Origin of the sequence: Mycoplana rhizolycopersici (assembly GCF_013378445.1) — a bacterium.
Classification (GTDB): domain Bacteria; phylum Pseudomonadota; class Alphaproteobacteria; order Rhizobiales; family Rhizobiaceae; genus Mycoplana; species Mycoplana rhizolycopersici.
In genome coordinates this window covers 34,402-59,745 of sequence record NZ_JABXYK010000001.1, presented here as the reverse complement: position 1 = coordinate 59,745, position 25,344 = coordinate 34,402, and the positions used below count along the sequence as shown (strand labels likewise).

At 63.9% G+C, this 25,344-nt stretch carries 28 protein-coding genes and 1 tRNA gene; 9 read left to right on the top strand and 20 right to left on the bottom strand.

What is annotated here, in order from left to right; genetic code table 11:
- The first annotated feature begins 49 nt into the window (after positions 1 to 49).
- The 3 genes from HV823_RS00305 (at position 50) to HV823_RS00295 (ending at position 1,850) form a co-directional block, all read left to right on the top strand.
- The gene (locus HV823_RS00305; protein ID WP_176947756.1) at positions 50 to 742 is read left to right on the top strand and encodes a hypothetical protein; all 693 of its coding nucleotides are present in this window, start codon (positions 50 to 52) and stop codon (positions 740 to 742) included.
- A 66-nt stretch (positions 743 to 808) separates the two neighbouring features.
- Positions 809 to 1,354, top strand: a complete 546-nt coding sequence (gene hpt, locus HV823_RS00300; RefSeq protein ID WP_176947755.1) for a hypoxanthine phosphoribosyltransferase — start codon at positions 809 to 811, stop codon at positions 1,352 to 1,354.
- A 136-nt stretch (positions 1,355 to 1,490) separates the two neighbouring features.
- On the top strand, positions 1,491 to 1,850 hold the full coding sequence (locus tag HV823_RS00295) for a response regulator (protein ID WP_176947754.1): 360 nt from the start codon (positions 1,491 to 1,493) through the stop codon (positions 1,848 to 1,850).
- A 2-nt stretch (positions 1,851 to 1,852) separates the two neighbouring features.
- On the opposite strand, the gene HV823_RS00290 is transcribed toward HV823_RS00295, so the two are convergent.
- The 5 genes from HV823_RS00290 to argH all read right to left on the bottom strand — a co-directional run bounded on the left by HV823_RS00290 (position 1,853) and on the right by argH (position 8,339).
- Positions 1,853 to 2,425, bottom strand: coding sequence for a DUF1349 domain-containing protein (locus HV823_RS00290; RefSeq protein ID WP_246300585.1), 573 nt, complete (start codon positions 2,423 to 2,425; stop codon positions 1,853 to 1,855).
- 117 nt (positions 2,426 to 2,542) lie between these two features.
- The gene (locus HV823_RS00285) at positions 2,543 to 5,170 is read right to left on the bottom strand and encodes a TIGR02302 family protein (RefSeq protein ID WP_425487617.1); all 2,628 of its coding nucleotides are present in this window, start codon (positions 5,168 to 5,170) and stop codon (positions 2,543 to 2,545) included.
- 188 nt (positions 5,171 to 5,358) lie between these two features.
- Positions 5,359 to 6,627: a diaminopimelate decarboxylase gene (gene lysA, locus HV823_RS00280; RefSeq protein ID WP_176947752.1), complete on the bottom strand. Its 1,269-nt coding sequence runs from the start codon at positions 6,625 to 6,627 to the stop codon at positions 5,359 to 5,361.
- Between the two features lie 12 nt (positions 6,628 to 6,639).
- Positions 6,640 to 6,819: an LPS translocon maturation chaperone LptM gene (gene lptM / locus HV823_RS00275; RefSeq protein WP_176947751.1), complete on the bottom strand. Its 180-nt coding sequence runs from the start codon at positions 6,817 to 6,819 to the stop codon at positions 6,640 to 6,642.
- 116 nt (positions 6,820 to 6,935) lie between these two features.
- A complete protein-coding gene (gene argH, locus HV823_RS00270; RefSeq protein ID WP_176947750.1) occupies positions 6,936 to 8,339 on the bottom strand; it encodes an argininosuccinate lyase in 1,404 nt (467 codons plus the stop codon).
- A 25-nt stretch (positions 8,340 to 8,364) separates the two neighbouring features.
- Between argH and tlpA the strand changes: the two genes are divergently transcribed.
- Positions 8,365 to 9,051: a thiol:disulfide interchange protein TlpA gene (gene tlpA / locus HV823_RS00265; protein ID WP_176947749.1), complete on the top strand. Its 687-nt coding sequence runs from the start codon at positions 8,365 to 8,367 to the stop codon at positions 9,049 to 9,051.
- A 24-nt stretch (positions 9,052 to 9,075) separates the two neighbouring features.
- On the opposite strand, the gene HV823_RS00260 is transcribed toward tlpA, so the two are convergent.
- The 11 genes from HV823_RS00260 to HV823_RS00210 all read right to left on the bottom strand — a co-directional run bounded on the left by HV823_RS00260 (position 9,076) and on the right by HV823_RS00210 (position 18,638).
- Positions 9,076 to 10,098 (bottom strand): sulfate/molybdate ABC transporter ATP-binding protein, encoded by a 1,023-nt coding sequence (locus HV823_RS00260; RefSeq protein WP_176947748.1) that lies wholly within the window; start codon positions 10,096 to 10,098, stop codon positions 9,076 to 9,078.
- Positions 10,095 to 10,991 carry a sulfate ABC transporter permease subunit CysW gene (gene cysW, locus HV823_RS00255; protein ID WP_176947747.1) on the bottom strand — a complete coding sequence of 299 codons (897 nt, stop codon included), beginning with the start codon at positions 10,989 to 10,991 and terminating at the stop codon, positions 10,095 to 10,097. The genes HV823_RS00260 and cysW overlap by 4 nt, the downstream gene beginning before the upstream one ends.
- 4 nt (positions 10,992 to 10,995) lie before the next feature.
- A complete protein-coding gene (gene cysT / locus HV823_RS00250; RefSeq protein ID WP_176947746.1) occupies positions 10,996 to 11,823 on the bottom strand; it encodes a sulfate ABC transporter permease subunit CysT in 828 nt (275 codons plus the stop codon).
- A gap of 67 nt (positions 11,824 to 11,890) precedes the next feature.
- A complete protein-coding gene (gene cysP / locus HV823_RS00245) occupies positions 11,891 to 12,874 on the bottom strand; it encodes a thiosulfate ABC transporter substrate-binding protein CysP (RefSeq protein ID WP_176947745.1) in 984 nt (327 codons plus the stop codon).
- A gap of 159 nt (positions 12,875 to 13,033) precedes the next feature.
- A complete protein-coding gene (locus tag HV823_RS00240; protein WP_176947744.1) occupies positions 13,034 to 13,912 on the bottom strand; it encodes a 3-hydroxybutyryl-CoA dehydrogenase in 879 nt (292 codons plus the stop codon).
- Between the two features lie 131 nt (positions 13,913 to 14,043).
- Positions 14,044 to 14,973, bottom strand: a complete 930-nt coding sequence (locus HV823_RS00235) for an electron transfer flavoprotein subunit alpha/FixB family protein (protein ID WP_176947743.1) — start codon at positions 14,971 to 14,973, stop codon at positions 14,044 to 14,046.
- 189 nt (positions 14,974 to 15,162) lie between these two features.
- Positions 15,163 to 15,912 carry an electron transfer flavoprotein subunit beta/FixA family protein gene (locus HV823_RS00230; RefSeq protein WP_176947742.1) on the bottom strand — a complete coding sequence of 250 codons (750 nt, stop codon included), beginning with the start codon at positions 15,910 to 15,912 and terminating at the stop codon, positions 15,163 to 15,165.
- A 188-nt stretch (positions 15,913 to 16,100) separates the two neighbouring features.
- On the bottom strand, positions 16,101 to 16,886 hold the full coding sequence (locus HV823_RS00225; RefSeq protein ID WP_176947741.1) for a rhomboid family intramembrane serine protease: 786 nt from the start codon (positions 16,884 to 16,886) through the stop codon (positions 16,101 to 16,103).
- A gap of 31 nt (positions 16,887 to 16,917) precedes the next feature.
- Entirely contained in the window at positions 16,918 to 17,496 is a 579-nt protein-coding gene (locus tag HV823_RS00220) for a cob(I)yrinic acid a,c-diamide adenosyltransferase (RefSeq protein WP_176947740.1), read from the bottom strand.
- A gap of 10 nt (positions 17,497 to 17,506) precedes the next feature.
- The gene (locus HV823_RS00215) at positions 17,507 to 17,710 is read right to left on the bottom strand and encodes a twin transmembrane helix small protein (protein ID WP_176947739.1); all 204 of its coding nucleotides are present in this window, start codon (positions 17,708 to 17,710) and stop codon (positions 17,507 to 17,509) included.
- Positions 17,711 to 17,792: 82 nt separating this feature from the next.
- Entirely contained in the window at positions 17,793 to 18,638 is an 846-nt protein-coding gene (locus tag HV823_RS00210; protein WP_425487616.1) for an SDR family oxidoreductase, read from the bottom strand.
- A gap of 106 nt (positions 18,639 to 18,744) precedes the next feature.
- Here HV823_RS00210 and HV823_RS00205 point away from each other — a divergent pair, with 106 nt between their 5' ends.
- A complete protein-coding gene (locus tag HV823_RS00205) occupies positions 18,745 to 19,686 on the top strand; it encodes a YihY/virulence factor BrkB family protein (protein ID WP_176947737.1) in 942 nt (313 codons plus the stop codon).
- On the opposite strand, the gene gluQRS is transcribed toward HV823_RS00205, so the two are convergent.
- The gene (gluQRS, locus tag HV823_RS00200; protein ID WP_176947736.1) at positions 19,633 to 20,556 is read right to left on the bottom strand and encodes a tRNA glutamyl-Q(34) synthetase GluQRS; all 924 of its coding nucleotides are present in this window, start codon (positions 20,554 to 20,556) and stop codon (positions 19,633 to 19,635) included. The genes HV823_RS00205 and gluQRS overlap by 54 nt on opposite strands.
- A gap of 85 nt (positions 20,557 to 20,641) precedes the next feature.
- On the opposite strand from gluQRS, the gene HV823_RS00195 reads away from it, so the two are divergent.
- The gene (locus tag HV823_RS00195; RefSeq protein WP_176948163.1) at positions 20,642 to 21,286 is read left to right on the top strand and encodes a DNA-3-methyladenine glycosylase family protein; all 645 of its coding nucleotides are present in this window, start codon (positions 20,642 to 20,644) and stop codon (positions 21,284 to 21,286) included.
- A gap of 121 nt (positions 21,287 to 21,407) precedes the next feature.
- Positions 21,408 to 21,965 (top strand): HNH endonuclease, encoded by a 558-nt coding sequence (locus HV823_RS00190; RefSeq protein WP_097141320.1) that lies wholly within the window; start codon positions 21,408 to 21,410, stop codon positions 21,963 to 21,965.
- Between the two features lie 63 nt (positions 21,966 to 22,028).
- On the opposite strand, the gene HV823_RS00185 is transcribed toward HV823_RS00190, so the two are convergent.
- Positions 22,029 to 22,541 (bottom strand): disulfide bond formation protein B, encoded by a 513-nt coding sequence (locus tag HV823_RS00185; protein ID WP_176947735.1) that lies wholly within the window; start codon positions 22,539 to 22,541, stop codon positions 22,029 to 22,031.
- Between the two features lie 15 nt (positions 22,542 to 22,556).
- Positions 22,557 to 23,144, bottom strand: coding sequence for a YqaA family protein (locus HV823_RS00180; protein WP_176947734.1), 588 nt, complete (start codon positions 23,142 to 23,144; stop codon positions 22,557 to 22,559).
- 215 nt (positions 23,145 to 23,359) lie between these two features.
- On the opposite strand from HV823_RS00180, the gene HV823_RS00175 reads away from it, so the two are divergent.
- Positions 23,360 to 23,444: transfer RNA gene (locus HV823_RS00175), tRNA-Leu, on the top strand.
- Positions 23,445 to 23,531: 87 nt separating this feature from the next.
- Here HV823_RS00175 and HV823_RS00170 read toward each other — a convergent pair.
- On the bottom strand, positions 23,532 to 24,461 hold the full coding sequence (locus HV823_RS00170) for a LysR family transcriptional regulator (RefSeq protein ID WP_176947733.1): 930 nt from the start codon (positions 24,459 to 24,461) through the stop codon (positions 23,532 to 23,534).
- A 110-nt stretch (positions 24,462 to 24,571) separates the two neighbouring features.
- Here HV823_RS00170 and HV823_RS00165 point away from each other — a divergent pair, with 110 nt between their 5' ends.
- Positions 24,572 to 25,324 (top strand): 3-oxoacyl-ACP reductase family protein, encoded by a 753-nt coding sequence (locus HV823_RS00165; protein WP_176947732.1) that lies wholly within the window; start codon positions 24,572 to 24,574, stop codon positions 25,322 to 25,324.
- Positions 25,325 to 25,344: the final 20 nt, after the last annotated feature.

The window sequence follows — 25,344 nt, the reverse complement described above, 5'->3', positions numbered from 1 at the left end:
GACTTTTAGCGGGTGAAACTCGTCGGACGAGCACGACAGGAGCACCGCCATGACAGCATTCGGCGCAAGGCGCGAGAGAAGCGTCCCGATCGATCTCCTGCCGCCGGAGCCCGGCAGGCGAAGGAAAAACCCCGCTCCGCCCCGGCATGTGCCTGAGATCGTCGATGCCGATTTCGTCGTCGTGATGGATTCTCCAGCGTCACCGCGGGGTTTTGCGCGCAACGACAATTCTCGGCGCGGAAAATCGGCGCTGCAGGGCTTCGCTTCATGTGCTGCAAAGATGGCGGCGAAGGGGCTGATTCGGGCGGTCCGGCTTATGGAACAGGCTCTGCAGATCCTGCCGGCGCGCGCGTTCGGAACGGTCGTGGCCGGCAGCGTCGCCGGCGCGTTCTTCTTTGCGGGCGGGCTTTCGGCGCTGGCAACCGTCTTTTCCGTCGGCGGCGAGGCCGGCCGGCTCCAGATTGGCGGCGTCACCTACACGCTTGATGACCGGGACGGGATGAAGGTGCTTTCCATCTACGGAACGCTGGAAAACCTGTCGCGCGAGGAACGCGCCGTGCCGCCGATCGTCGTGGACATCATCGGCGGCGGCAAGGGGGCCGCGCGGCACCGGATCGAGATCGCCGAAGGTAGCATGCCGGCCGGGGCGAGCCGCCCCTTTGCGCTGAAGATCCCGCATACCGGCGCAGGACTGCCGAAAGTCGCGGTTTCGCTTATGTCCGAGGATGCGTTGCAACGGTGATTGTGCTATGCGGCAGCGGGAGCGGCTGATGCCGCAAGCCGAAACGCCGTAGGGAGCCAGGTCGCGATGCAAGTAGTGCGCGGGAAGAAAATCGAAACGCTCTATAGCGCCGAGGAAATCGCGCGGCGCAATTCGGAGATGGCCGCGCAGATCAAATCGGGTCCGACGAAGGACCTGCTGGTGATCTCGATCCTGAAGGGCTCCTTTATCTTCGCGGCCGACCTGATCCGCGCCATGCATGCGACAGGGCTTGCGCCCGAGGTCGAGTTCATCACCCTTTCCAGCTACGGCAAGGGGACGACGTCGCAGACCGTCAAGATCGTCAAGGACATCGACAGCGACGTCCACGGCCGCGACATCCTGCTGATCGACGACATTCTGGAATCCGGTCGTACCCTGCAGTTTGCGAAGGAACTTCTGCTTGAACGCGGTGCCAATCACGTCACGATCGCCGTGCTGCTCGACAAGCGCGTCAAGCGCCAGGCGGACCTGGAGGCGGACTATGTGGGCTTCGAGTGCCCGGATCATTTCGTCGTCGGATACGGCATGGACGTGGCCTATGCCTTCCGCGAACTGCCCTTCGTCGGGGTAGTGACGGGCGACGCCGAATAGCCGGCCCCCGATTTCCCTTCGCGCCGTTTACCGATCGCAAACGAAACTCTGGTCTTTTCTGGCACGGGGCAGCGCTAACAGCGGCGCGTTTTGCGCCCGACGGACAGGGCCGGATGGACGGCTCGAAGGGAAGACCATGGCGAGAATTCTGATCACGGAAGACGAGGATTCGCTTCGTATCTTCGTTGCGCGGGCGCTGCGGCTCGACGGGCACGAGACAGTCGAAGCGGCCGACGGTGCACAGGGCCTGGAAACGCTGGCGGAGAGCCGGTTCGACCTGCTTCTATCCGATATCCGCATGCCGGTCATGGACGGCATCGAGCTTGCCCATCGCGCCGCACAGGCGCATCCCGACCTGAAGATCCTGCTGATGACCGGGTATGCCGAGCAGCGCGAGCGCGCGGAGGATCTTGCCGAGAAGATCGTCGACGTGCTCGCCAAGCCCTTCAGCCTGCCGGATATTCGTACCGCCGTCGCCCGCGCGTTGGCTGCATGAATTCAACTGAGGTCGTGCAGGTCCTTCCCGAGCGGAGCTGACAGGCTGAACTCGGAAAACTCGACCTTGAGCCCGGCGCGCTCCGGCGTGCAGCACATCGGGCCGACGAGGTAGGATGGTGCGACCGGAAAGGGTGCCAGACGGAGGAGCGGCCACCGCTTGCCATCGACCGAGACCTGCAAGCGCAAGATGCCGTCCAGCACGGTTGCCCGCATTCGAAAATCTGACGGGTCGAAGGGGCAGGCAGCCGTCGCCCAGTCGGATTGCCCATCGGTCAGGACGCTGCTGAGCATCGCCTGCCCATCCGACAGCTCGACGCCCGCCTTGACCCAGCGTGCCTCGTCTACTCGAACCATGATGCCTGCCTGGTCGTAGAGCGCCTCGTATCCCGCTCGCACGCGCACCTGCGCAGTGAAGGCGCTGCCCGTTCGAAAGCCGAGAAAATGCCCGCTGTCGCGCGTGAAGCCGTAGTGCGTCTCGCGCCAGAAATCGCTTCCGCGATCCGTGATCACTTCGACAACGCCCTTGTTCTCGCTCCATCTCGCGGGCTCGTTGAGCCAGACGCCGCCCTTCATCCTTGATCCTTTCATAGGGGGAATGTGCCGAAGAAATGGTCGTCAACTTCGGACCGGCGGCGCTCAATCCCGGTGTCGAGGCAAAGTCGCCGGCACCGGGATGGACTTGAGTTGCCGTCATTCGATTCCGAGCAGACGTTCCAGGTAGTTGCGCTCCATCACCGGTGCGCTGCCTGTGCCAAGACGGCGACGGATCTCTTCGAGAATCTCGCGGGCGCGCTGGATGTCGATCTCTTCGGGAACGCGGGTGCGACCGTCGTAATCGGGCCCTTCCGCGGTATCGGGACGTTCGCGTCCGAGGGGATCGCGGCCGTTTCGCCCCATCTGCGGCTGGCCTTGGCCTTCGCCGGCCTGCCCCATGGCCTGCATCTGGTTCATCATGTCCTGGGCGCCCTGGCGAAGGGCCTCCAGCGCCCGTCCCTGGCTGCCGACGGCCGCTTCGCCCTGGCCCTTGCCGAGCGACTGCGCGGCACCATCCATCTCGCGGCCAGCCTGGCCGAAGCCCTCGCCGGGTTCGATACCCATGTCCTTCAGGCCCTTCTGCAGTTCGCCAAGCTGTTTGGACAGCGCCTCCTGCTGGGCCTTGAGATCCTTCAGGGCCTGACGCAGTTCCTCTTCCGTCATCTCGTCGGTCGGTGACTGCCCCTGCTGCTGCTGGCCCTCGTCACCGGGGTCGCCGAACATATCCTCTTCGCCCGGCAGCGGATCGCCACGCTGCATGCGGTCGCGCAGCGCCTGATCGAAGTTGAACGTCTGGTCCATCAGCTTCTGCTGCTCCTGCATCAGCTTGCCGAGCTTGTCCATCTGCTGACGCATCGCATCCGACTGCTGACCCTGCTGCTGCGGACGCCGTCCCGCCTGCAGGTTGTTGAGCATGCGCTGCATTTCGGAAAGCATCTGCTGGGCCTGGTCCCTCGCGCCGGAGCGTGCGAGGTTCTCGATCTGGTCCATCATGCGTTCCAGATCCTGCTGGCGCAGGATCTGGCCTTGCTGCGCGTTCTGCTGCATCTGGCCGTTCTTCTGCGCCTGGCGGGCCAGTTCCTGCATGTAGGCCTGCATGGCCTCGCGCAGTTCCTGCATCAGCTTGGCGATTTCCTCGTCGGAGGCGTTGCGGTCCAGCGCTTCGGAGAGTGCCTGCTGCGCCTCGCGCAGGCGGCGGTCGGCGAGCGAGAGGTTGCCGTCCTCGATGCCGAGCGCGATTTCCCATAGATAATCGGCGGTCTCGCGCAACTGATCGTCGTTGCGGGCAAGCCGCATGCGTTCCTGCGCCGACTTGATCAGCAGGAAATGAACCGGGTTGGGGATCGTCTCCTCCGGGCGCAGCATCAGCGCTTCGTTGAGCGCAATCGCGCGCGGCAGCTGATTGGCATCGAGCGCGAAGGTCTGGCGCTGTTCGGCCACGGCGGCTGCCAGCGGTTCGAAGAAGGCTCTCGCCGGCAGAACCATCTCCTGCGGCTGGCTGCGACCTTCCTGTCCGGCGGCATCTTGTGCAACGAGCGTGATGCGGACGCGCTTGCCGGCCAGCGGGTGCTCACTCAGGTTGCGGCTCGTCGTACCCTTCGCGTCACGCGCGTTGCGGCGAGGAAGGTCGAGGCGATATTCCGGCGCCGGGTACAGGGGGCGCGCGTCCTTCGCCGGCTCGTCAACCGGCACGATTTCCGCACGGGCTTGCTGAATGCCGTAATCGTCCTTGGCGATGAAGCTGATCTCGAGCGCCGAGGCGACCGTCCTGCGGGGCACGCCGTCAAAGGCGATCTCGGGGACGTGGTCGGGTATGACGCTGAAGGCCCATTCCCGGCCGTCGAGCGACAGGGTGCCGTCCCTCAGGATCTTGTAGCGCAGGGTCTTGGGCTGGTTGTCCACAGCTTGCGGCGGCTCGGCGTTTGCGGGAGCGGCGGTCGTGGTCTTGCCGCCGGCCTCGGGCTTCTCGCCGTTGGTCTCCGGCTGTTCGGGGCGGATGACGGCTGCCTCTTCGCCGTCCGGCCGATAGATGACGTCGCCCGTAAGGTCGCCGCCGGTTACCCGCACGGTCAACTCGCTGAATTGCGGTATCCGCAACGGTCCTTCCGCCGGTTCCGCGGTGCCGGTCAGGAACATCGGCGCACGACCGGTATGGGCCGGCGGAGTGACCCAGGCGTCGATGCGGACGTCAGGCCTGTCCTCTGTCGGCTGGTGCAGGTGGACGACGTCGGTCAGAAGGCCGGCACGGTTGGAGTACGAGAACGCGAAGGCGATGACGACCAGCAGGACCGGGATCGCGCGGAGACCGTACCGGTCGAAGCGCGCAATATCGGGGCGCGGCAGGCCGGACTGGAGCGATCCGATCGTCCGGGCCATGCGGATCCGGTGCTCGCGCCAAAGCGCGTCGGCGACGGGCCCGCCGCCGGCGGGATGATCCGCCTGCACCTGGATCGCCTGATGGGAGAGGCCGTTTCGCTGCTCAAGCATCCGGTCCGCTTGATCGGACTGCGGCCAGGCGGCGTGCCGCAGCCGGGCGGCCAGCACTGCGAGCGCGAGTGCAAAGCCGCCGAGCGTCGCAAGATGCAGCCATGCCGGCACGTAGCGGAAATAGCCGAACCAGGTCAGCGCAAGGAAAGTCGCGACGAGAAGTGCCACCGGCAGCAGTTTCGGCAGGAGGCGTTCAGTGAACAAGACCGCACGCGCCAGCGCGCGCTTGCGGCGAAGGCGTGCCGCAAGGCTGCCGCTATGATCCATGCCGGAGGCGTTTTCGGCGTCTTCGTGCATTCATCCTCGATTCGCGCAGGCTTGCAGACGGCACGCTACGCGGCCATTGAACCCCAAGGATAACATCCTTTGTGGCGAAGGCGAGGGCGCGCGCAAAATCGTGATCACTTTGCGGAGAGGGGACGGAGGATATGCGATCCGCCCGGCCGGAGCGGTCGCCCGGCCTGACGCCCTCCTCACACCCTGCCTCAGGCGAGCCAGTCCGGCACGGAATCGAGGCCGATAAGCTCTTCGTAGGTCCGGCGCGGGCGGATGACGTGGAATTCGCCGCCCCTGACCAGGACCTCGGGCACGAGGAGACGCGAATTGTAGGTGCCGGCCTGGACTGCGCCATAGGCGCCGGCCGAACCGACCGCGATGAGTTCGCCCGGCTTGGGCATCGCCATCTCGCGGTCGAGCGCGAGATAGTCGCCCGTCTCGCACACGGGGCCGACGACGTCGGCGCGGATACGCGGTGCGTTGGCGGCGGAAATCACGACCGGGCGGATCTCGTGCCAGGCCTCGTAGAGCGTCGGCCGGATCAGGTCGTTCATTGCACCGTCGACGATGACGAAGGTCTTCTCGCCGCCGTCCTTCACATAGATGACTTCCGTCACGAGAATGCCGGCATTGCCGACGATCAGGCGGCCGGGCTCGGTGACGATCCGGCAATCCAGGCCCTGAAGCTCGTTCTTGACGATCTGCGCATAGGCATCGGGGAGCGGCGGGGGAGAATTATCGCTCCTGTAGGGAATGCCGAGGCCGCCGCCGACATCGACGTGATCGATCGTGTGGCCGTCGGCACGCAGCGTCTGCACCAGTTCCCGCAGAAGCCGGAAGGCATCCTCGAAGGGCTGCAACTCGGTGATCTGGCTGCCGATGTGCATGTCGATGCCGGTCACCTTGATGCCCGGCAATTCGGCGGCGCGGGCATAGACGGCACGCGCCCGTTCCCAGGTGATGCCGAACTTGTTTTCCTTCTTGCCGGTCGAGATCTTGGCGTGGGTACGCGCATCGACGTCGGGATTGATGCGGAAGGAAACATGGGCCTTTTTGCCGGCCTTCACCGCGCGGGCGTTCAGAACCTCCAGTTCAGGTTCCGATTCCACGTTGAAGCAGTAGATGCCGGCTTCCAGCGCAAGGTCCATTTCCCGCGGGGTCTTGCCGACGCCGGAAAACATGATGCGCTGCGCCGGCACGCCGGCTGCGAGCGCGCGCCGCAGTTCCCCTTCGGAGACCACGTCTACGCCGGCGCCGAGGCGGGCAAGCGTCTTCAGCACCGCCTGGTTGGAATTGGCCTTCATGGCGTAGCAGACCAGTGCATCCACGCCTTCGAAAGCCTTGGAGAACACCTTGAAATGGCGCTCCAGCGTCGCGGTCGAGTAGCAGTAGAAGGGCGTGCCGACCGCCTTGGCGATTTCCGGAACGGGCACGTCCTCCGCATAGAGAACGCCGTCGCGATATTCGAAATGGTTCACGTGTCTGTTCCGTCAGAGAAGCGGGTCGAGCAGGAAGGGCCTGTCCTCGACCTGCTGTTTCTTGCCCTTTTCGGCCGGCTTGCTGGATGCCGCGCCGGGCACTTCGAGATCACCCTTGCGGCCGCAGGCCGAAATCACCGTCGCCGAAAGAACAAGGACGAAGGCCAGCCTGGCAGTGGTCTTGAATGTCATGCGGTTCGCGGCTCCGAAAGCGGTCTCGATTGGGTGTGCAACACTTAGCAGAAGCGGGATGCGTTTGTGCACCCTGATTCTTCTCATGAATCGCACAAGCGGTGATCCGTCGCCGTTCAGTTGCGCTCGCGCCACCAGGCGATCTGCTGGCGGACGTTTGCCGGCGCGGTTCCGCCGAACGAGGTGCGGCTTGCGACAGACGCCTCGACGGTCAGCACGTCATAGACCTTTTCGGTGATTGCGGGATTGATCGCCTGCAACTCGTCGAGCGAGAGCGCGGATAGCTCGCACCCCTTCTGCTCGGCCAACGCCACTGCGCGGCCGGTGACGTGGTGAGCATCGCGGAAGGGAAGGCCGGCCTCGCGCACCAGCCAGTCGGCCAGATCGGTCGCCGTCGAGTAGCCCGAACCGGCGGCTGCCTTCATCCGGTCGGTGCGGACCGTCATGTCGCGAACCATGCCCGTCATGGCGGCGATCGCAAGCTCCAAGTTCTCGGCGGCATCGAAGACCTGCTCCTTGTCCTCCTGCATGTCCTTGGAATAGGCGAGCGGTAGGCCCTTCATCACCGTCAGGAGAGCGACCAGCGAGCCGTTGATGCGACCGGTCTTGGCGCGCACCAGTTCGGCTGCGTCCGGGTTCTTCTTCTGCGGCATGATCGAGGAACCGGTCGAGAACGCGTCCGACAGGCGGATGAAGCCGAACTGCGGAGTCGACCAGATGACGATCTCCTCGGCGAGGCGCGACAGGTGCGTGGCGGCGATCGCGGCGATGGAGAGGAATTCCAGCGCGAAGTCGCGGTCGGACACGGTGTCGATCGAGTTGCGGGTCGGTTCGCGGAAGCCGAGCGCCTTGGCGGTCATGTGGCGGTCGATCGGGAAGCCGGTGCCGGCAAGGGCGGCCGCGCCGATCGGGCTCTCGTCCATGTGTTCGATCGCATGGCGCACGCGGGCCCGGTCGCGCCCGAACATCTCCACATAGGCCATGCAGTGGTGACCGAAGGTCACGGGCTGGGCGGTCTGCAGGTGGGTGAAGCCGGGCATGACGGTCTCGGCATGCTCTTCGGCGCGGTCGAGGAAGGCGGCGATCAGCGCCGACAGCATCTTCTCCGTCTTCTGCAGCTCTTCCTTCACCCAGAGGCGGAAATCGAGCGCCACCTGGTCGTTGCGCGAGCGGGCGGTATGCAGACGACCGGCGGCGGGGCCGATCAGGGTCGCGAGCCGCGCCTCGACATTCATGTGGATGTCTTCCAGCTTGCGGGAGAATTCGAACGCGCCGCTTTCGATCTCCGACAGGATCTGCTGAAGCCCTGCGACGATCTTGTCCTTGTCATCGGCGGAAATGATGCCTTTATGGGCGAGCATGGTCGCATGCGCGATCGAGCCGCGGATGTCCTGGGCATAGAGCTTCTTGTCGAAGCCGATCGAGGCATTTATCTCCTCCATGATCGCATCCGGGCCCGAAGCGAAACGGCCACCCCACATCTGGTTCGAGGACTGGGTCTCAGATTTTTCGTCAGCCATGGGATTGCCTATCCTGGAGAATGAAATGACAGTCGAGAAGAAGCCTGGCCGCCCGGCCAGAAAATTAATCGCGGTGGCCGCGCTTGCCGGAATCCTCGCCGGTGCGGCAGCGGTATACGTGATGGAGAGCGGGTCTGGCAATGCCGGGCAGGATGCGACGGCTGCGGCCGGCGGCAAGCAGTGCCCCCTGGCGCGGGACACGGCTGCGGCACTGACGCCGCTGTTTGCCGGACAGGTCGCCGCGATGATGGCGGTGGACGAACCCCGCCCGCTGCCGGCACTCACCTTCGAGGGTCCCGACGGGCAGAAGCGCACGATCGAAGACTTCGCCGGCAAGACGCTGCTGGTCAATCTGTGGGCGACCTGGTGCGTGCCGTGCCGCGAGGAGATGCCGGCGCTGAACGCGCTGCAGAAGGAGCTCGGAAGCGATCGCTTCGAGGTCGTGGCGATCAACATCGACACCGGGACCGACGAGAAGCCGAAGGCCTTCCTCGATGAAACGGGGGTGCACGACCTTGGCTACTATCGCGATAGCTCGATGGGCGTCTTCAATGCGCTGAAGAAGGAAGGGCTCGCCTTCGGCCTGCCTGTGACGCTGCTGATGGACGAGAAGGGCTGCCTCGTCTCCGCGATGAACGGTCCCGCCGCCTGGGACAGCGACGATGCCAAGGCGTTGATCCGGGCCGCCGTCGCTGCGTCCCCGGACGCCTGACACCTGCCGCCTGACGGGTGGCAATCAGCCGTTCTTGTAGATGCGCGGCCGGCGGATGTCGATGAAGCCGGCCTCGCCCTTGCGGTGGGGGAATTCCGGCGCGGTATCGAACTCGATCGACTGGCCGCCGGTGGTCTTGGCCAGCACGCGGCGTGAATCCGGCCGGTCCAGAACGCGGACGATTTGCGCCGGCACGCCGTGGCCGTCCTCGCGCCAGGCCACGTCGGCTGGGCGAAACAACACTTCCGCCGTTCCGTCTGCCATACCCGCCGCATCATAGGCCACGTCCTGCACGTAGGCCATGCCGTCGCGTATGGTCGCCGGCAGGCTGTTGGCGTCGCCCAGAAAACGCATGACGAAGGCGTTTTCCGGATTTCGGCAGACCTCCTCGGGCGTGCCCTGCTGGACGATCGTCCCCTTGTCGAGAATGACGACGCGGTCGGCAAGGTCGAGCGCTTCTTCCTGGTCGTGGGTGACGAAGAGCGTGGTAATGCCCAGTTCGTCGTGGATCTTGCGCAGCCAGCGGCGAAGGTCGCGGCGGACATTGGCGTCGAGCGCGCCGAAGGGCTCGTCGAGCAGGAGCACACGCGGATCGACGGCAAGTGCGCGCGCGAGTGCGACGCGCTGGCGCTGGCCACCGGAGATCTGGCCCGGGAAACGCTCGCCGAGACCGGAAAGCTGCACCAGCGCCAGAAGCTCCTCGACCCGTTTGCGGATGGCCTCGGGCGAGCGCTTTACCTTCGAGACCTTCATGCCGAAGGCGATGTTTTCCGAAACGGTCATATGCGGGAACAGCGCGTAGTGCTGAAACACGAAGCCGACGCCGCGCTCGCGCACGGGAATGTCGGTCGCGTCCTCGGTCCCGAAATAGATATGGCCGCCATCGGCATATTCGAGGCCGGCGACCATGCGCAGGATCGTCGTCTTGCCGGAGCCGGACGGGCCGAGCAGGGCGAGCAGTTCGCCGCTTTCGATGTCGAGCGACACGCCATGGACGGCGCGGAAGGTGTCGAAGGTCTTGACGACGTTGTCGAGGCGGATTTTCAAGGCTTGACCTCCGAAAGGCTATCGTTGCCGGCAAGGGAAGCCGGGCGGCTGCGGCGACCCGCACCCTGCCGCTCCAGGGCCACCTTCACCACCAGGGTGATGACGGCGAGCGTGGCGAGGATCGAGGCCGCGGCGAAGGCGCCGACGGCGTCGTAGTCATGATAGAGAAGTTCGATGTGCAGCGGCAGCGTGTTCGTCTGGCCGCGAATATTGCCCGAAACCACCGAGACGGCGCCGAACTCGCCCATCACGCGCGAGTTGCAGAGCACGACGCCGTAGAGCAGCGCCCACTTTATGTTGGGCAGCGTCACCGTGAAGAAGGTGCGCCAGCCGCTTGCGCCGAGCGAGGTTGCCGCTTCCTCCAGGTCGCGTCCCTGCGCCTGCATCAGCGGGATCAGTTCGCGCGCGACGAAGGGGGCGGTTACGAACATGCTGGCAAGCACGATCCCCGGCAGCGCAAACATGATCTTCAGTTCGGCTGCTTCCAGCACCGGGCCGAACAGGCCCTGCAGGCCGTAGACGAAGAGATAGGAGACGCCTGCGACGATCGGAGAGATCGAGAAGGGGATTTCGATGACGATCAGAAGCAGCCGCCGGCCGGGAAAGTCGTGCTTGGTGATCGCCCATGCGGCGGCAATGCCAAAGGCGGTGTTGATCGGCACGGCGATCAGGGCGGTCATCACCGTCAGCATGATCGCGTGCCGCGTATCCGGCTCGGCGATCGCGGCGGCAAAATAGGGCAGGCCCTTGGAAAATGCGTGGGACGCGATCACGGCCAACGGTGCGATGACGACGACCGCCACGAAGAAGAGAACGATGCCGATGAGTGCGCGGCGGAAATTCGGGGCATCGCCGATACGCGGCGGGCGGCGGCCGGAGAGGTGCTTTGCCATCAGGTCAGTTTCTCACGGTATAGCGAAGGGCGCGCGCCTGCAGCAGGTTCGTCACGGCGAGCATGACGAAGGCTGCGATCAGCATGACGGAAGCGATCGCGGCGGAGGCCGGGTAGTCGTATTCTTCCAGGCGGATGAAGGCCAGAAGGGCGGTGATCTCCGTCTCGAACGGCTGGTTGCCGGCGATGAAGATGATGGCGCCAAACTCGCCGAGGCTGCGGGCGAAGGAAAGTGATACGCCGGCGAGGAGGGCAGGCGTCAGAAGCGGCAGGACGACGCGGGCGAAGATCGAGAGATCGCTGCCGCCCAGCGTCTGCGCGGCTTCCTCCAGTGTCGGGTCGAGTTCCTCCAGCACGGGCTGGACGGTGCGGACGACGAAGGGAAGGCTGGTAAAGGCCATGGCGATCATGATGCCGAGCGGTGTATAGGCGACCTTGATGCCGAGCGCGGACAGTGGCCCGCCGAACCAGCCATTGACGGCAAAAAGCGTGGTCAGAGAAATGCCGGCGACGGCGGTCGGCAGGGCGAAGGGCAAGTCGACCAGCGCATCGATGATGCGCCGGCCGGGGAAACGGTAGCGCACCAGCACCCAGGCCAGCGCCAGACCGAAGACGAGGTTGAAGACGGTCGCGACGAAAGCGCAGGAGATCGTCACGACATAGCTCGCCACCGCCCGGTCCGACGAGATGATGCGCCAGTAGTCGGCCGGGCCGAGGCTGGCTGCCTTGAAGACGAGTGCTATCAGCGGCAGGACGATGATGATCGCCGCATAGACAAGCGTGATTCCCAGCGAGAGTGGCAGGCCGGGCAGAACGCGCCGTTTCACTATCATCGTCCTTTCGCAAACGAAGGACCGGCGGGTTTTCGCCCGCCGGCCCGGATCGACACTGATGTGGTGTTTATCGGTTGCCGTAGATGCTGTCGAGGATTCCGCCTTCGGAGAAATGCTCCTTGGAAACCTCCGGCCAGCCGCCGAAAACGTCTTCAACCTTCACGAGGCGAATCTCCGGAAACTGGTCCTTGAATTCGGCTGCGACCTTTTCGTCCAGGACGCGGTGGCCGAACTCCGCGGCAATCTTCTGGCCTTCCGGCGCATAGAGGAAGTCGAGATAGTTCTTTGCCAGTTCCTGCGTGCCGTGCTTCTCGGCGACCTTGTCGACGATGGCGACGGGGAACTCGGCGAGCAGGCTGACGGAGGGAACCACCTGCTGGAAATTGTCGGTACCGTACTGCTTGGCGATCGCCTTCGTCTCGGCCTCGAAGGTGATGATGACGTCACCGATCTCGCGCTCGACGAAAGTGGTGGTGGCGGCGCGTCCGCCGGTGTCGAAGACCGGGACGTTGTCGAAGATCTTGGTGACGAATTCCTTCACCTTTGCCTCGTCGCCGCCGAACTTCTCTTTCGCGTAGGCGGTGGCGGCGAGATAGGTGTAGCGGGCGTTTCCGGAGGTCTTCGGGTTGGGGAAGATCACCTTCACATCGTCACGGGCGAGGTCATCCCAGTCCTTGATGTTCTTAGGGTTGCCGGCGCGAACGAGGAAGGACGGGAAGGAATAGAACGGCGAGGCATTGTTCGGGAATTTCTTCTGCCAGTCCTCGGCGACGAAGCCGTTCTTGACGAGGAAGTCGATGTCGGTGACCTGGTTGAAGGTGACGACGTCGGCCTCGAGGCCTTCGACGATCGCGCGCGCCTGCTTCGACGTGCCGCCATGCGACTGATCGACGGTGACGCCGGGATGCTGCTTGACGAAGGCCTCGTTCTCCGCGGCAAACAACTCGCGGGCGATGTCGTAGGAGGCGTTGAGGAGCTTGTCTGCAGCGTTTGCCGAAAGCGGGGCCGCCAGGGCCGCGAGCGCGGCACCGATCAGAAGAAGGCGCTTCATTGTGATGTTTCTCCGGAAGGCATGTGCGTTGTCTGTCAGCAAACTAGCGGGGAGAACGCGGGCTTCCGAGAAATCAGTCACCAATCACGGGCGCATACGGCGAAAATCTTTTCGCTCCAGGCGTGCCGGCGAAAATGCGCGACGTAAACGGAGCGGGTATCAGCGGGTGGGGACGGGCACTTCGCCGCGGTAGTCGTAGAAGCCGCGCCCGGACTTGCGTCCGAGCCAGCCGGCCTCGACATACTTCACAAGCAGCGGACAGGGTCGGTACTTGGAGTCCGCCAAGCCTTCATAGAGCACCTGCATGATCGAGAGGCAGGTGTCGAGGCCGATGAAGTCCGCAAGCTGGAGGGGACCCATCGGGTGGTTGGCGCCGAGCTTCATGGCGGTATCGATAGCATCCACCGTTCCCACACCCTCGTAGAGCGTATAGATCGCCTCGTTGATCATCGGCAGCAGGATGCGGTTGACGATGAATGCCGGGAAGTCTTCGGCAACGGTAACCGTCTTGTCGAGGCTCGCCACGAATTCCTTGGCGGTCTTGAAGGTCTCCTCTTCGGTGGCGATGCCGCGAACCAGTTCCACCAGCTTCATGACGGGGACCGGGTTCATGAAGTGGATGCCCATGAAACGCTCGGCACGGTCGGTCGCGGAGGCAAGCCGGGTGATGGAAAGCGAGGAGGTGTTGGTGGCGAGGATCGCGTCGGCCTTCAGGACCGGGCAGACCTGTCCGTAGATCTTGCGCTTGACGGTTTCGTCTTCGGTCGCGGCCTCGATGACGAGGTCGGCCTGGGAGAGGTCATTGACGTCGTTGGAGCCCTTGATATGCGACAGCGCGCTCTTGCGCTGCTCGTCGGTCATCTTGCCGGAGGATACCTGCCTTGCCAGATTGCCGTGGATCGTCGCAAGGCCCGCCTCGATGCGCTCCATCGAAAGATCGTACATCTGGACCTTGTAGCCGGCAGAGGCGCAGACATGTGCGATGCCGCAGCCCATCTGGCCCGCTCCGACGATACCGACATTCCTGATCGTGCTCATTTTCCGCTCACCGACTGGCCGAAGCCCAAAAGAAAACCGGGCCGACGAATGTCGACCCGGTGAAGTGATAATGGGGTGCGACGTTTTTTGCCAGCGATTATTCGTCGCCGGTGCCGCAGTCGCGCAACCGCTCAGAGTGCCTTTTCGAGTTCCGGCAGGGCCTCGAAGAGGTCTGCGACGAGGCCGTAGTCGGCGACCTGGAAGATCGGCGCCTCCTCGTCCTTGTTGATGGCGACGATGACCTTCGAATCCTTCATGCCGGCGAGATGCTGGATGGCGCCGGAAATGCCACAGGCGATGTAGAGCTGCGGGGCGACGACCTTGCCGGTCTGGCCGACCTGCCAGTCGTTCGGCGCGTAGCCTGCGTCGACGGCAGCGCGCGAGGCGCCGACGGCGGCACCGAGCTTGTCGGCCACGGGCAGGATCACTTCCTTGAACTTCTCCGCCGAGCCGAGCGCGCGGCCGCCAGAGATGATGATCTTGGCCGACGTCAGCTCGGGGCGGTCCGACGAGGACAGCGCATCGCCGACATGGCTGGACAGGCCCGGATCGGCGGCGGCCGAAACGGTCTCGATGGCAGCCGAGCCGCCTTCGGACGCGGCGGCGAAGCTTGCCGTGCGCACGGTGATCACCTTCTTTGTATCGGTCGACTGCACCGTCTGGATGGCGTTGCCGGCATAGATCGGCCGCTTGAAGGTATCGGGCGAAACCACCTCGACGATCTCCGAGACCTGGGCGACGTCGAGCAGCGCTGCCACGCGCGGCATCACGTTCTTGCCGACCGAGGTGGCGGCGGCGAGGATCGCGTCATAGGCGCCGGACAGCTGGACGATCAGGGCCGCCAGCGGTTCGGCGAGGTTGTTTTCGAGGCTTGCGTCCTCGGCGACGAGCACCTTGGAGACCCCGGCAAGCTTGGCCGCCTGGTCGGCCGCAGCCTTTGCGCCTGCACCGGCGACGAGGACATGCACGTCGGAACCGATTTTCGTTGCCGCCGTCAGCGCCTTGGCGGTCTGGTCGGAAAGATGGGCGTTGTCGTGATCAGCCAGAAGAAGAATGGCCATGATGATGTCTCCCTATCTGTTTGCGCTCAACGGTTCCCTTCGGACCGGCGCGCGACAATCTTGTTCATCCCGTCATGCCGGACTTGATCCGGCATCCAGCGCGCGCAAGTCCTTGCGCGCAGAGGGTTCCCTCGCGCCGCCGACGCGGCGCGGCTGGATCCCGGCGCAAGGCCGGGATGACGGAGGGTGTCAAAGCACGCCGGCTTCGGTCTTCAGCTTCTCGACCAGTTCGGCCACCGACTTGACCTTGACGCCCGCCTTGCGGCCCGAAGGTTCCTCGGTCTTGAGCACCTTCAGCCGCGGCGCGGTGTCGACGCCGAAGTCGGCCGGGCTCTTCTTGTCGAGCGGCTTCTTCTTCGCCTTCATGATGTTGGGCAGCGAGGCGTAGCGCGGCTCGTTCAGGCGCAGGTCGGTGGTGACGACTGCGGGAAGCTTGACCTCGATCGTCTGCAGGCCGCCATCGACCTCGCGGGTGACCTTGGCCTTGCCCTCGCCGAGCTCGATCTTCGAGGCAAAGGTGCCCTGGGCCCAGCCGAGCAGCGCCGACAGCATCTGGCCGGTCTGGTTCGAATCGTCGTCGATCGCCTGCTTGCCGACGATGATCAGGCCGGGCTTTTCGGCTTCGGCCACACCTTTCAGGATCTTCGCCACGGCGAGCGGCTCGACGGCGTCGTCCGTCTCGACCAGCACGGCGCGGTCCGCCCCCATGGCAAGGGCCGTGCGCAGCGTCTCCTCGGCCTTGGCCGGGCCGATCGATACGACCACCACTTCCGCAGCCTTGCCGGCTTCCTTCAGCCGAAGCGCTTCTTCAACGGAAATCTCGTCGAACGGGTTCATCGACATCTTCACGTTCGCAAGCTCGACGCCCGAACCATCCGCCTTCACGCGGATCTTCACGTTGTAGTCGACGACCCGCTTCACGGGGACCAGAATTTTCATGGCTTCTCCTTCCAATGCCCGGGTGGGAAATTGCGCCATCCCGTCGCGGTCCGATTGTCGGTTGGCGACATCGATACGCGTTTTTTGCCCAAGTTCAATTCTTTCGACGGGCTCTTGCGGAGAAACCTGTGCCATTGATTGACGTGCACATCAACGTCAATCAATGGCACATATCCCACGCAAGGGAATCATCTGCCCCAGCGGATGGGCGGGACGGAGGAGGTTTGGCGCTTCTCCAACGCCCGTGTCGGGGTCGCTTCCTTATGTTGCACCGCGTTGGGCGTCACGACGGTACGGTCGAACAGCGGCACGCCGCGCCGCCTCAGGAAGACCACGAGAACCCCGCCGGCAATGATGCCGCCGACATGGGCGCCCCAGGACACGCCGCCGCTCGGATCGAGGAACAGCATGTAGAACTGCTGTCCGACCCAAAGGACCAGGGGAACGGCTGCCGGCAGCGGCAGGGGAAAGCGGAAGAAGACGAGCACCCAGACGCGTACCTTCGGATGCAGCAGTAGATAGGCTGCCACCACGCCGGAAATCGCCCCCGACGCGCCAATCAGTGGCGCTTCCGAGGCGGGCTGGATCAGCCCGTGGACGAGCGCGCCGGCTGCAGCGCAGGCGAGGTAGAAGACGAGAAAGCGGAAGTGGCCGAGTGCGTCCTCAACATTGTCCCCGAAGACCCAGAGAAACAGCATGTTGGAGGCGAGGTGCAGGAAATCGGTATGGATGAAGGCATAGGTGATATAGGTCGCGTCTTCCGGTACGAGCACGAGTCCCGGCTCAAGGTTGGCATAGCCGAAGACGACGGCCGGGATGTATCCGAGCCCGACCACGGTTTCGTCGGAAAACGCCTGGCTTGCCGCAAGGCCCGCCACCAGCCACACCGCCACCTTGACCAGGATCAGGCCGATCGTGACGTATTGCGCCTTTATGTACTTCAGCGAGTTCCTGTCATGCAACGGTATGAACATGCGGCCCCATCCCCTCGGCTTGCTTCAGCCCCTACCTGTTCTGGCCCGGCACCCAGAGAACGTCGATCGCACCCTTGTCATTGATCCAGCGGGCGGCGACGAAGAGAAAATCGGACAGACGGTTGATGTAGGCAATAGCCTCCGGTGAGACAGTCTCGCCGTCGATCGCATCGAGCTCGACGATCCGCCGCTCCGCGCGCCGGGCAACCGTCCTTGCCACGTGCAGCGCCGCGGCACCTGCCGTTCCGCCGGGAAGCACGAAGGAGCGCAACGGCGACAGGTCCGCATTCAGCGCGTCGATCTCGTTTTCGAGCCTCTCGACCTGTGTCTTGACGATGCGCAACGGCTCGTATTGCAGCACCTCGCCGGTGTCGGGCGTCGCCAGGTCGGCGCCGAGATCGAAGAGGTCGTTCTGGATCCGCATCAGCATGCGGTCCAGATCGGAAAAGCCTGCGGTATGCTGGCGTGCAGCGCCCACCAGCGAATTGGTCTCGTCGACCTCGCCATAGGCCTCGACGCGCGCGTCGTATTTCTTGCGGCGCGGGCCGGCGACCAGGCCCGTCGTGCCGTCGTCGCCCGTGCGGGTGTAGATCTTGTTCAGCTTGACCATGGAGCAAACCTCAGGACGGCCGGCCGCCGCCGGTCACCCACAGCGTCAGCATGATGAGCACGATGGCGACCGCCTGCAGGACGATTCGCATCTGCATGAGCTTGTTGGATTTGTTGCCGCTGCCGCCCTTGAGCATGTTCGCCAGGCCGCGAATCAGCACGATTGCAACAAGGCCCATGACGAAGAGCGTGAGATAGGTAAGAATTGTTGACATCTGTCGAGAATCCGCTGTTGCGAGAGTTATGTCCAGAAATTGTTTTGTGTGCTCGGAAGCTGTTTGGTTGGCCGTGTGCCACTCATCCGAGCCTGCCGATAATGCGATAGAACAACGCCGCCGGTAGCAGCTTCTTCAGAAGCGCCCCTTTTTTCGCGGGCGAGGTGACGATGTAGTGCGGACGCGCCGTTCTGGCTTCGAGTGCATGTCTGAGGACGCGATAGACCGCGTCCGGACCGAGCTTGCCGGGCGAAGGCCTGCTTTCGCCGCGCAGACGGCGCATCTGCCGTCGGTATTCCTCGGCGTGGACCGAGTGTTCCAGATCTATGTTTCGCTCGATGTGGGCGACGGCATTCGCGGTGAAACGAGATTCGATCGGGCCCGGTTCGATCAGGCTGACCTGGATCCCGGAGCCTGCAAGCTCCATTCGCAGCGTCAGCGACAGACCCTCGAGTGCGAACTTCGATGCATTGTAGGCGCCGCGCCAGCGATAGGGCACGATGCCCAGAATGGAGGAGCACTGCACGATGCGGCCGTGGCCCTGTCGGCGCATTGCCGGGATGACGCGGCGCGTCAGGTCATGCCAGCCGAAGACGTTGGTCTCGAACTGCTGGCGCAGTGCCTGAACGGGCAGGTCTTCCACGGCGCCTGCCTGCCCGTAGGCGCCGTTATTGAACAGCGCGTCGATCCGTCCACCAGTGCGCTCAAGGACCGAATCGACGAGCGCTTCGATCGAGCCGCCATCGGTATAGTCCATGATGAAGGTCTCGATGCCTTCGGCTTCCAAAGGGGAGCGGTCCGCTTCGTTGCGGACCGTGGCGAAAACGCGCCACCCGTCCGCCTTGAGCGCGCGTGCGCAATGGGCACCGATGCCGGAGGAACACCCCGTGACGATGATCGTTCTAGCCGTGGAAACGAGTTCTGCCATTTGCATTTCCTGTACAAATTCAGTTTCGTTTCCCATATTCACCGGGCGCTGACAATTGCGCCAAAAAGACCGTCCCGATCGGGAGGGCCAGCAAACGGGATGAGAAATGCCGACCGCTCTACGCCTCGTCTACAAGGTCGTGTTCGATGCGATCTGGCATTTCACCGAAGACGACGGCTGGGCAATGGCGAGCCACGTGGCCTTGTCGACGCTTCTTGCCATATTTCCTTTCCTGATTTTCGGCACGGCGCTTGGCACCTTTCTGGGCGCCGACCAGTTTGCCGACACCGCCGTCCACCTCATCTTCGATACCTGGCCGGCGTCGATCGCCGATCCGATCTCGCGCGAGGTCGTTGCCGTGCTGACGATCCCGCGCGGCGGACTGGCGACGGTGTCGGTGCTGGCGGCGGCGTATTTCGCGTCCAATGGCGTCGAGGCGCTTCGGGTGTCCCTGAACCGGGCCTACCGTGTCACCGAAACGCGCTGGTGGTATGTGACGCGCCTGGCAAGTCTCGGCTTCGTCGTGCTCGGGGTGGTCGCGCTGGCGGCGATCAGCATCGTGCTCGTCGCGGCGCCGCTGGCCGTGCGCGCGACGGACCAATGGATTCCCTGGCTCGGCTATGTTTACTCGCTGGTCCTGGAATGGGGTCTGTTCGGCACCCTGATGGTGCTTTTCGTCGGACTTCTGATCGCGCATCTGTGGCTTCCCGCCGGCCATCGCCGGATTGCCGACGTGCTGCCCGGGATCGTACTGACGCTCGCGGCCTGGACGATCGGCGCCTATGTATTCGCCTCCTACCTCGCCGCCTTCTCGACCTATGTAAAGACCTATGCGGGCCTGGCGTCGATCATGATCGCATTGGTCTTCCTCTATATCGTCGGGGTGATCTTCATCCTCGGGGCTGAGATTAACGCCGCGCTTCTGAAGTACCGCGTCAAGCACCTCATCCTCGATCGCATTCGCGGCAGGAAAGCTGTCGGGGACGAGCCGGCCTCAATCGAGGACGAGGCCATCGCGCGCGAGCAGCAGGCAGAGGTCCGCCGGTAGCAGCCCCTTCTCGCGATAGGCGGCAATCCCGGTGTCGCGGTTGCTTTTCGAAAGCTTCCGCCCGTCTTCGCCCAGTACCAGCCCGTGATGACGGTAGACGGGCTGGGGCAGGCCGAGCAGCACCTGCAGCAGCCTGTGGACCGACGTTGCATGGAAGAGGTCCTGGCCGCGCACCACATGGGTGACGTGCTGCGCCGCGTCGTCGAGCGAGACGGAGAGGTGGTAGCTCGAAGGGGCGTCCGGTCGCGACAGGATGACGTCGCCCCAGCGCTGCGGTTGCGCCATCACCTGCCCGGTCTCCCCCTCGGGGCCGGCACCGGTCTCCTGCCATTGCAGCGGGTGATCGCCGAGCCGGGCTTCGGCTGCAGCAATCGCGGCATCCATGTTGAGCCGCCAGGCGTGCTGCCGCCCGTCTTCGATCCACTGCCGCGCAAGGGCCGGATCGAGATCGCGCTGTTCGATCGGATAGCATGGCGCGCCGTCCGGATCGCGCGGCCAAGGCCTTCCCGAAGCCTCGCTGGCGGCGACGCGCTCTCGCACTTCGCCACGGCTGAGAAAGGCGGGATAGGCGAGCCCGCGGCCGATCAAGTCCTCCAGCGCATGCTGATAGAAGGGGAAGTGGTCCGACTGGCGCCGGACCGGACGCTCCCAGTCGATCCCGAGCCAATGCAGGTCTCTATAAATCGCGTCTTCATATTCTGGCCTGCAACGCACGGTATCGATATCCTCGATGCGCAGCAGGAGGCGCCCGTCGCAAGCCGCGGCCATGTTGCGGTTGAGGATGGCGGAATAGGCGTGGCCGAGATGCAGGAGCCCGTTCGGGCTCGGGGCAAAACGAAAGACGGCTTGCTTTGACAACGGCGAATCCATCAGATTTTCATGCACGAAACCGGCGCGGCCGCCAATGGGGCGGCAGGGGCGAAACGCGGTTCGACGCGATGGGAATGCCATGCAACTGCACATGATCCGAACGCAGGCGGACGTTGCCGCCGGCCTGGTCGACCTGGCGCTGCTCGATGCGCGCCTGTTCCAGGTCATCGACAAGGCAGGCCCGGTGCCGCTTCGCCGGCAAGATCCCGGCTACCGCGGGCTTGCAGGCATCATCGTGTCGCAGATGGTCTCGCGCGCCAGCGCGGACGCCATCTGGCGCAAGCTCGAACAGATAGCTGGCGACATCACCCCGCATCACGTGCTCAGCCTGACGGAGGCGGACAACCGCGCGGCCGGGCTGTCGCGTGCCAAGGCGGAGACGCTGCGGCGGGTGGCGGAAGCCGTCGACCGCGGCGACGTCGACCTCGATGCCATCTGCCACATGGATGCGATGGCCGCGATCCGCTCGCTAACCTCGATCAAGGGAATCGGGCGGTGGACGGCGGAGGTCTATCTGCTCTTCTGCGCCGGTCATCCGGATATCTTTCCATCTGGCGATATTGCGCTTCAGAATGCGGTCGCGCACGCGCTTGGCCTGCCGGTGCGGCCTTCGCAGGTCGAACTCGACGAAATTGCGCAGCTCTGGTCGCCCTGGCGGGGGGTCTCGGCGCGGCTTTTCTGGGCCTATTATGCGCGCGAAATGCGCCGCGACGGCGCTCCGATCGGCTGAGCCTTCCCGAAAGGGTTGCAAAGGGCTAAAAGCGTCCGGCGCTTTTTCTTTCCGGCTTCACAATGCTGTAACAACGGGCCTAATATAGAGGTGCAGATGCCGAATCGGTCAGGAGAATCACTTGACGATTTCAGTTTCCCCACAGGCCCTGCCGGCGCTCGTTTTGAACGCTGACTACAGGCCTTTGAGCTATTACCCCTTGTCGCTGTGGTCCTGGCAGGACGCGATCAAGGCGGTCTTTCTTGACCGTGTGAACATTATTGCCGAATACGAGCACTCGGTGTCCTCGCCGAGCTTCACGATGCGCCTGCCGAGTGTCGTCAGCCTCAAGACCTACGTGCAGCCTTCGCGCCATCCGGCGTTTACCCGCTTCAACGTGTTTCTGCGGGACAAGTTCGAGTGCCAGTATTGCAGTTCGCCTGATGACCTGACCTTCGACCACGTCATCCCGCGCGCCCACGGCGGTGAGACGACCTGGTGCAACGTGGTCGCCGCCTGCTCGCCGTGCAACCTGCGCAAGGGCAGCAAGCTCCCGAAGCAGGCGGGGATGTTCCCACACCAGCGGCCCTATCAGCCGACGGTTCAGGATCTCCACAACAACGGCCGGCTGTTTCCGCCCAACTACCTGCACGAAAGCTGGATGGACTATCTCTACTGGGATGTCGAGCTGCAGCCCTGAACAGGGCTGGCATCCGTTCACCGATCTGGCTTCACCTTCATGGCGCCAGGTTGCGGCTTTGGCTTAGCTCTTCTTCGTCGAAATACCCTTGAAGGCGATCGCGGCCAGGATCAGGCTCGCGATGACGTTCCAGCCGGCGAAGGAAAGGCCGAGGAAGCGGAGCGATGCCTCGGTGCAGGACGGCGGCTTCTTGGCGTCGAGATCGCCGAGCAGGTCACCGGCATTCTGCGTGACCCCTTGCGCGGTGGTGGCGCAGGTCGAGGGCCCTTCCCAGAAGCCCCATTCCGCTCCGGCGTGATAGACGCCGAGCCCGGCGCCGACCAGCATCATGACGCCGGCGACGAGGAGCAGCGCGCGGGTCAGCCAGGGCGGGCCGCCGAGCGCGGCGGACAGGGTCGCAAGCAGCGCAACGGGGATACCGTAGTAGTAGGGCAGCCGCTGCAGCAGGCACAGCGCGCAGGGAATATAGCCGCCGATATGCTCGAAGCCGAGCGCGCCGCCAACCGTCGCCGCCATGCCGACGGTCAGGAGAAGGGCGAAGGGAAGGGCGGAGCGGTTGGCGAGGGCGATGGACATGATTTGGGTCTCGGTTCAGGCAACGTAGCGGTATGCTGCATAGAGTGCGATCAGCAGGCCGGCGCCGACGCCCGCGATGAGGCCGAGCTGCTTCTCGATGAAATCGCGAATCGGTTCGCCGTAGCGCCGCAGCAGCCAGGCGAGGAAAAAGAAGCGGGCGCCGCGCGCCAGGATCGCAGATACGATGAAGAGGCCGAGATTGATGTTGGCCGCCCCAGACAGGATAGTGACCACCTTGATCGGAGGCAGGTGCGCCAGCCCCGAGGTGACCAAAAGGAGCACTAGCGTCTCGTAGCCGACCGAGGCGCGCAGCGCGTCGAAGGCGTCGAGCTTGCCGTAGAACTCCAGCACCGGCTTTGCCACCGCCTCGAAGGCGTAGTGACCGAGATACCAGCCGGCGATGCCGCCCAGCACGGATGCGACGGTTGCGACGAAGGCGTAGCGCCACAGGCGTTCCGGCCGGGCGAGGCCCATCGGCAGGAACAGGACGTCGGCGGGAATGAGAAAGACCGAGCTTTCAACGAAGGCAATGACGGCGAGCCATGCCTCTGCCGATTTGCGTGCGGCGAGCGACATGGTCCAGTCGTAAAGGCGGCGAAGCATGAACGGGTCCCGGTTCGAGGATATGCGTTTTTACCAAGTCCGCCTCCTTTGTAAATGACTGTGCGGCCGGAGTGTGGCCGAGATGGCGGTCGGCGGTGGATGAGCTCATGCGCATGAAGCGTCGCGTATGGCGATCCTTCCCGCACAGTTGCACGTTACCGGCTTGCGCGGCACGGCGCCCGCGTGGTAGACGCGCTTTCGTCACCTGCTGCGATGCCCCATTGGCGGAACTGGTAGACGCGCTCGACTCAAAATCGAGTTCCGAAAGGAGTGCTGGTTCGATTCCGGCATGGGGCACCAAAGACCGAAAGCGCCATTGATAGGCGGCATCGGGCCAGGAGCAGGTCGTTCCCTTGGTTGTGTGGAATGTGCCGCCACAAGCGGGCGTCAACCCAGCGTCCCTGCAAATCGCTCTGCCCACTTCTCGCGTTGAAAGACGGCGCTTATGAAATCGATGAACACGCGCGTTTTTGCGGGTAGCAAGGTCCGGTTCGCATAGTAGATCGAAATGGGGCCAGCATCGGCGTACCAAGCGGGTATCAGCCGGACAAGCTCGCCGCTCTCCAGATACGACAGGGCGTCAGGCTTGGCGATCATGGCGACACCAAGACCCAGAACCGCGGCGGAGCGCATTGCGGCCGGGTCGTTGACGACGATCCTTTCCTTCAGCGCCGCTGGCTGCTCTTCGCCTGCAAAGTTTCGCATCTGCCATTGTCGAATTCGACCTGTCCGCGTCGAACGCATGACGATCCCGTCCAGCTCAATCAGGCCGGATGGGTCGTGAGGCGGAACGCGGTCCTGCATGTATGACGGCGAGGCAACCGCGATGATGTGGGCCGAGGCCAGCGTCTTTGCGATGATGCCCGGTGTCAGTTCGAAGCCGCCACCGATCGCCGCGTCGTATCCTTCTGCGATCAGGTCCACCTGACGGTTCTCGAACGTCCATTCCGGCCGGATAAGCGGGTATCGGCGCATGAACTCGGGCAAGGTAGGGAGAATATACTCAACTCCGAAGGCCGGACTCATGCTGAGCCTCAGCACGCCTGCGGGTTCGGCCTGCTCGTTGGACGCCTCGGCAATCGCACCTTGAAGGCTCTCCAGGTGATCACGGACCGAATGAAGGAAGCGCTCGCCCGCCTCCGTAAGCGTCAGGCTCCGCGTACTGCGCTGGAACAGTCGGAGCTTCAAATTGGATTCGAGCGTGGCGACGTTCCTGCTGACCGCCGCCGGCGTCAATCCCAGTCTGCGGGCTGCCGAAGAGAAGCTTCCAAGTTCCGCGCTGCGGACGAAGGACTCCAGATTTGCCAGTGTTTCCATGACCCATCTTTCAATGATTGCTTGAAATTAATAACAATCAATTATGTCTAATAATAGAGTAATAGAAGGCGATATTCACTCCATAGAAACGAAGCAATGGAGTGATCGCAATGACCAACACCTCTCTGAAACTCGCCGGGAAGACCGCTCTCGTCACCGGCGGCTCGCGCTCTATCGGCGCAGCCATCGCAACGCGCCTTGCGGCAGATGGAGCCGCAGTCGCCATCACCTACAGCGCCTCGCCGGAAAAGGCAGCCGCAGTCGTAAAGGAAATCGAACAGGCAGGCGGTCGCGCCATCGCCATCCATGCAGACTCCGGAAACCCTGAATCCGTACGGGTCGCGGTGGCCAAGACAGAGGAGACGTTCGGCTCCATCGATATCCTCGTCAATAATGCCGGCATCGCACTTGGTGGTCCGATCGAGGACATAAAGTTCGAGGACTACGAGCGCATGATCGCGGTCAACGTGACGGGTGTCTTCGTCGGCACGCAGGAAGCTGCACGCCGCATGAAGTCGGGCGGTCGCATCATTCATATCGGTTCGTCCATGGTCCGCTATGCGGCTTTCCCGACGGCCTCGCTCTACACCCTGACGAAGGGAGCGGTCGCCGGTTTCAATCGCAGCCTGGTCCGCGATCTCGGTCCCAAGGGCATCACCGTGAACACCGTGCATCCCGGTCCGACCGACACCGACATGAATCCCGACGGAGGACCCGTCTCGAAGATCGTCGGCCCCGGCATGGCGATTGGCCGCTACGGCAAGGACTATGAGGTCGCCAGCGTCGTGGCCTATCTGGCCAGCCCGGAGGCTGCCTTCGTGACCGGCGCTGACATCGTCGCCGACGGCGGCTTCACCGCCTGATTAGCAATCCAACCTGGAGA

What these genes read in the sequence shown, in the direction of transcription:
- HV823_RS00170 (WP_176947733.1), bottom strand. Translation starts at nt 24,461, where the DNA reads ATGGAAACACTGGCAAATCTGGAGTCCTTCGTCCGCAGCGCGGAACTT.
- lptM (WP_176947751.1), bottom strand. Translation starts at nt 6,819, where the DNA reads ATGACATTCAAGACCACTGCCAGGCTGGCCTTCGTCCTTGTTCTTTCG.
- HV823_RS00235 (WP_176947743.1), bottom strand. Translation starts at nt 14,973, where the DNA reads ATGGCCATTCTTCTTCTGGCTGATCACGACAACGCCCATCTTTCCGAC.
- HV823_RS00295 (WP_176947754.1), top strand. Translation starts at nt 1,491, where the DNA reads ATGGCGAGAATTCTGATCACGGAAGACGAGGATTCGCTTCGTATCTTC.
- HV823_RS00180 (WP_176947734.1), bottom strand. Translation starts at nt 23,144, where the DNA reads ATGCTTCGCCGCCTTTACGACTGGACCATGTCGCTCGCCGCACGCAAA.
- argH (WP_176947750.1), bottom strand. Translation starts at nt 8,339, where the DNA reads ATGGCTGACGAAAAATCTGAGACCCAGTCCTCGAACCAGATGTGGGGT.
- hpt (WP_176947755.1), top strand. Translation starts at nt 809, where the DNA reads ATGCAAGTAGTGCGCGGGAAGAAAATCGAAACGCTCTATAGCGCCGAG.
- HV823_RS00225 (WP_176947741.1), bottom strand. Translation starts at nt 16,886, where the DNA reads ATGTTCATACCGTTGCATGACAGGAACTCGCTGAAGTACATAAAGGCG.
- cysP (WP_176947745.1), bottom strand. Translation starts at nt 12,874, where the DNA reads ATGAAGCGCCTTCTTCTGATCGGTGCCGCGCTCGCGGCCCTGGCGGCC.
- cysT (WP_176947746.1), bottom strand. Translation starts at nt 11,823, where the DNA reads ATGATAGTGAAACGGCGCGTTCTGCCCGGCCTGCCACTCTCGCTGGGA.
- HV823_RS00285 (WP_425487617.1), bottom strand. Translation starts at nt 5,170, where the DNA reads ATGCACGAAGACGCCGAAAACGCCTCCGGCATGGATCATAGCGGCAGC.
- HV823_RS00165 (WP_176947732.1), top strand. Translation starts at nt 24,572, where the DNA reads ATGACCAACACCTCTCTGAAACTCGCCGGGAAGACCGCTCTCGTCACC.
- cysW (WP_176947747.1), bottom strand. Translation starts at nt 10,991, where the DNA reads ATGGCAAAGCACCTCTCCGGCCGCCGCCCGCCGCGTATCGGCGATGCC.
- HV823_RS00305 (WP_176947756.1), top strand. Translation starts at nt 50, where the DNA reads ATGACAGCATTCGGCGCAAGGCGCGAGAGAAGCGTCCCGATCGATCTC.
- HV823_RS00230 (WP_176947742.1), bottom strand. Translation starts at nt 15,912, where the DNA reads ATGAAAATTCTGGTCCCCGTGAAGCGGGTCGTCGACTACAACGTGAAG.
- HV823_RS00290 (WP_246300585.1), bottom strand. Translation starts at nt 2,425, where the DNA reads ATGAAGGGCGGCGTCTGGCTCAACGAGCCCGCGAGATGGAGCGAGAAC.
- HV823_RS00240 (WP_176947744.1), bottom strand. Translation starts at nt 13,912, where the DNA reads ATGAGCACGATCAGGAATGTCGGTATCGTCGGAGCGGGCCAGATGGGC.
- HV823_RS00185 (WP_176947735.1), bottom strand. Translation starts at nt 22,541, where the DNA reads ATGTCCATCGCCCTCGCCAACCGCTCCGCCCTTCCCTTCGCCCTTCTC.
- tlpA (WP_176947749.1), top strand. Translation starts at nt 8,365, where the DNA reads ATGACAGTCGAGAAGAAGCCTGGCCGCCCGGCCAGAAAATTAATCGCG.
- HV823_RS00215 (WP_176947739.1), bottom strand. Translation starts at nt 17,710, where the DNA reads ATGTCAACAATTCTTACCTATCTCACGCTCTTCGTCATGGGCCTTGTT.
- HV823_RS00205 (WP_176947737.1), top strand. Translation starts at nt 18,745, where the DNA reads ATGCCGACCGCTCTACGCCTCGTCTACAAGGTCGTGTTCGATGCGATC.
- gluQRS (WP_176947736.1), bottom strand. Translation starts at nt 20,556, where the DNA reads ATGGATTCGCCGTTGTCAAAGCAAGCCGTCTTTCGTTTTGCCCCGAGC.
- HV823_RS00210 (WP_425487616.1), bottom strand. Translation starts at nt 18,638, where the DNA reads ATGGCAGAACTCGTTTCCACGGCTAGAACGATCATCGTCACGGGGTGT.
- HV823_RS00220 (WP_176947740.1), bottom strand. Translation starts at nt 17,496, where the DNA reads ATGGTCAAGCTGAACAAGATCTACACCCGCACGGGCGACGACGGCACG.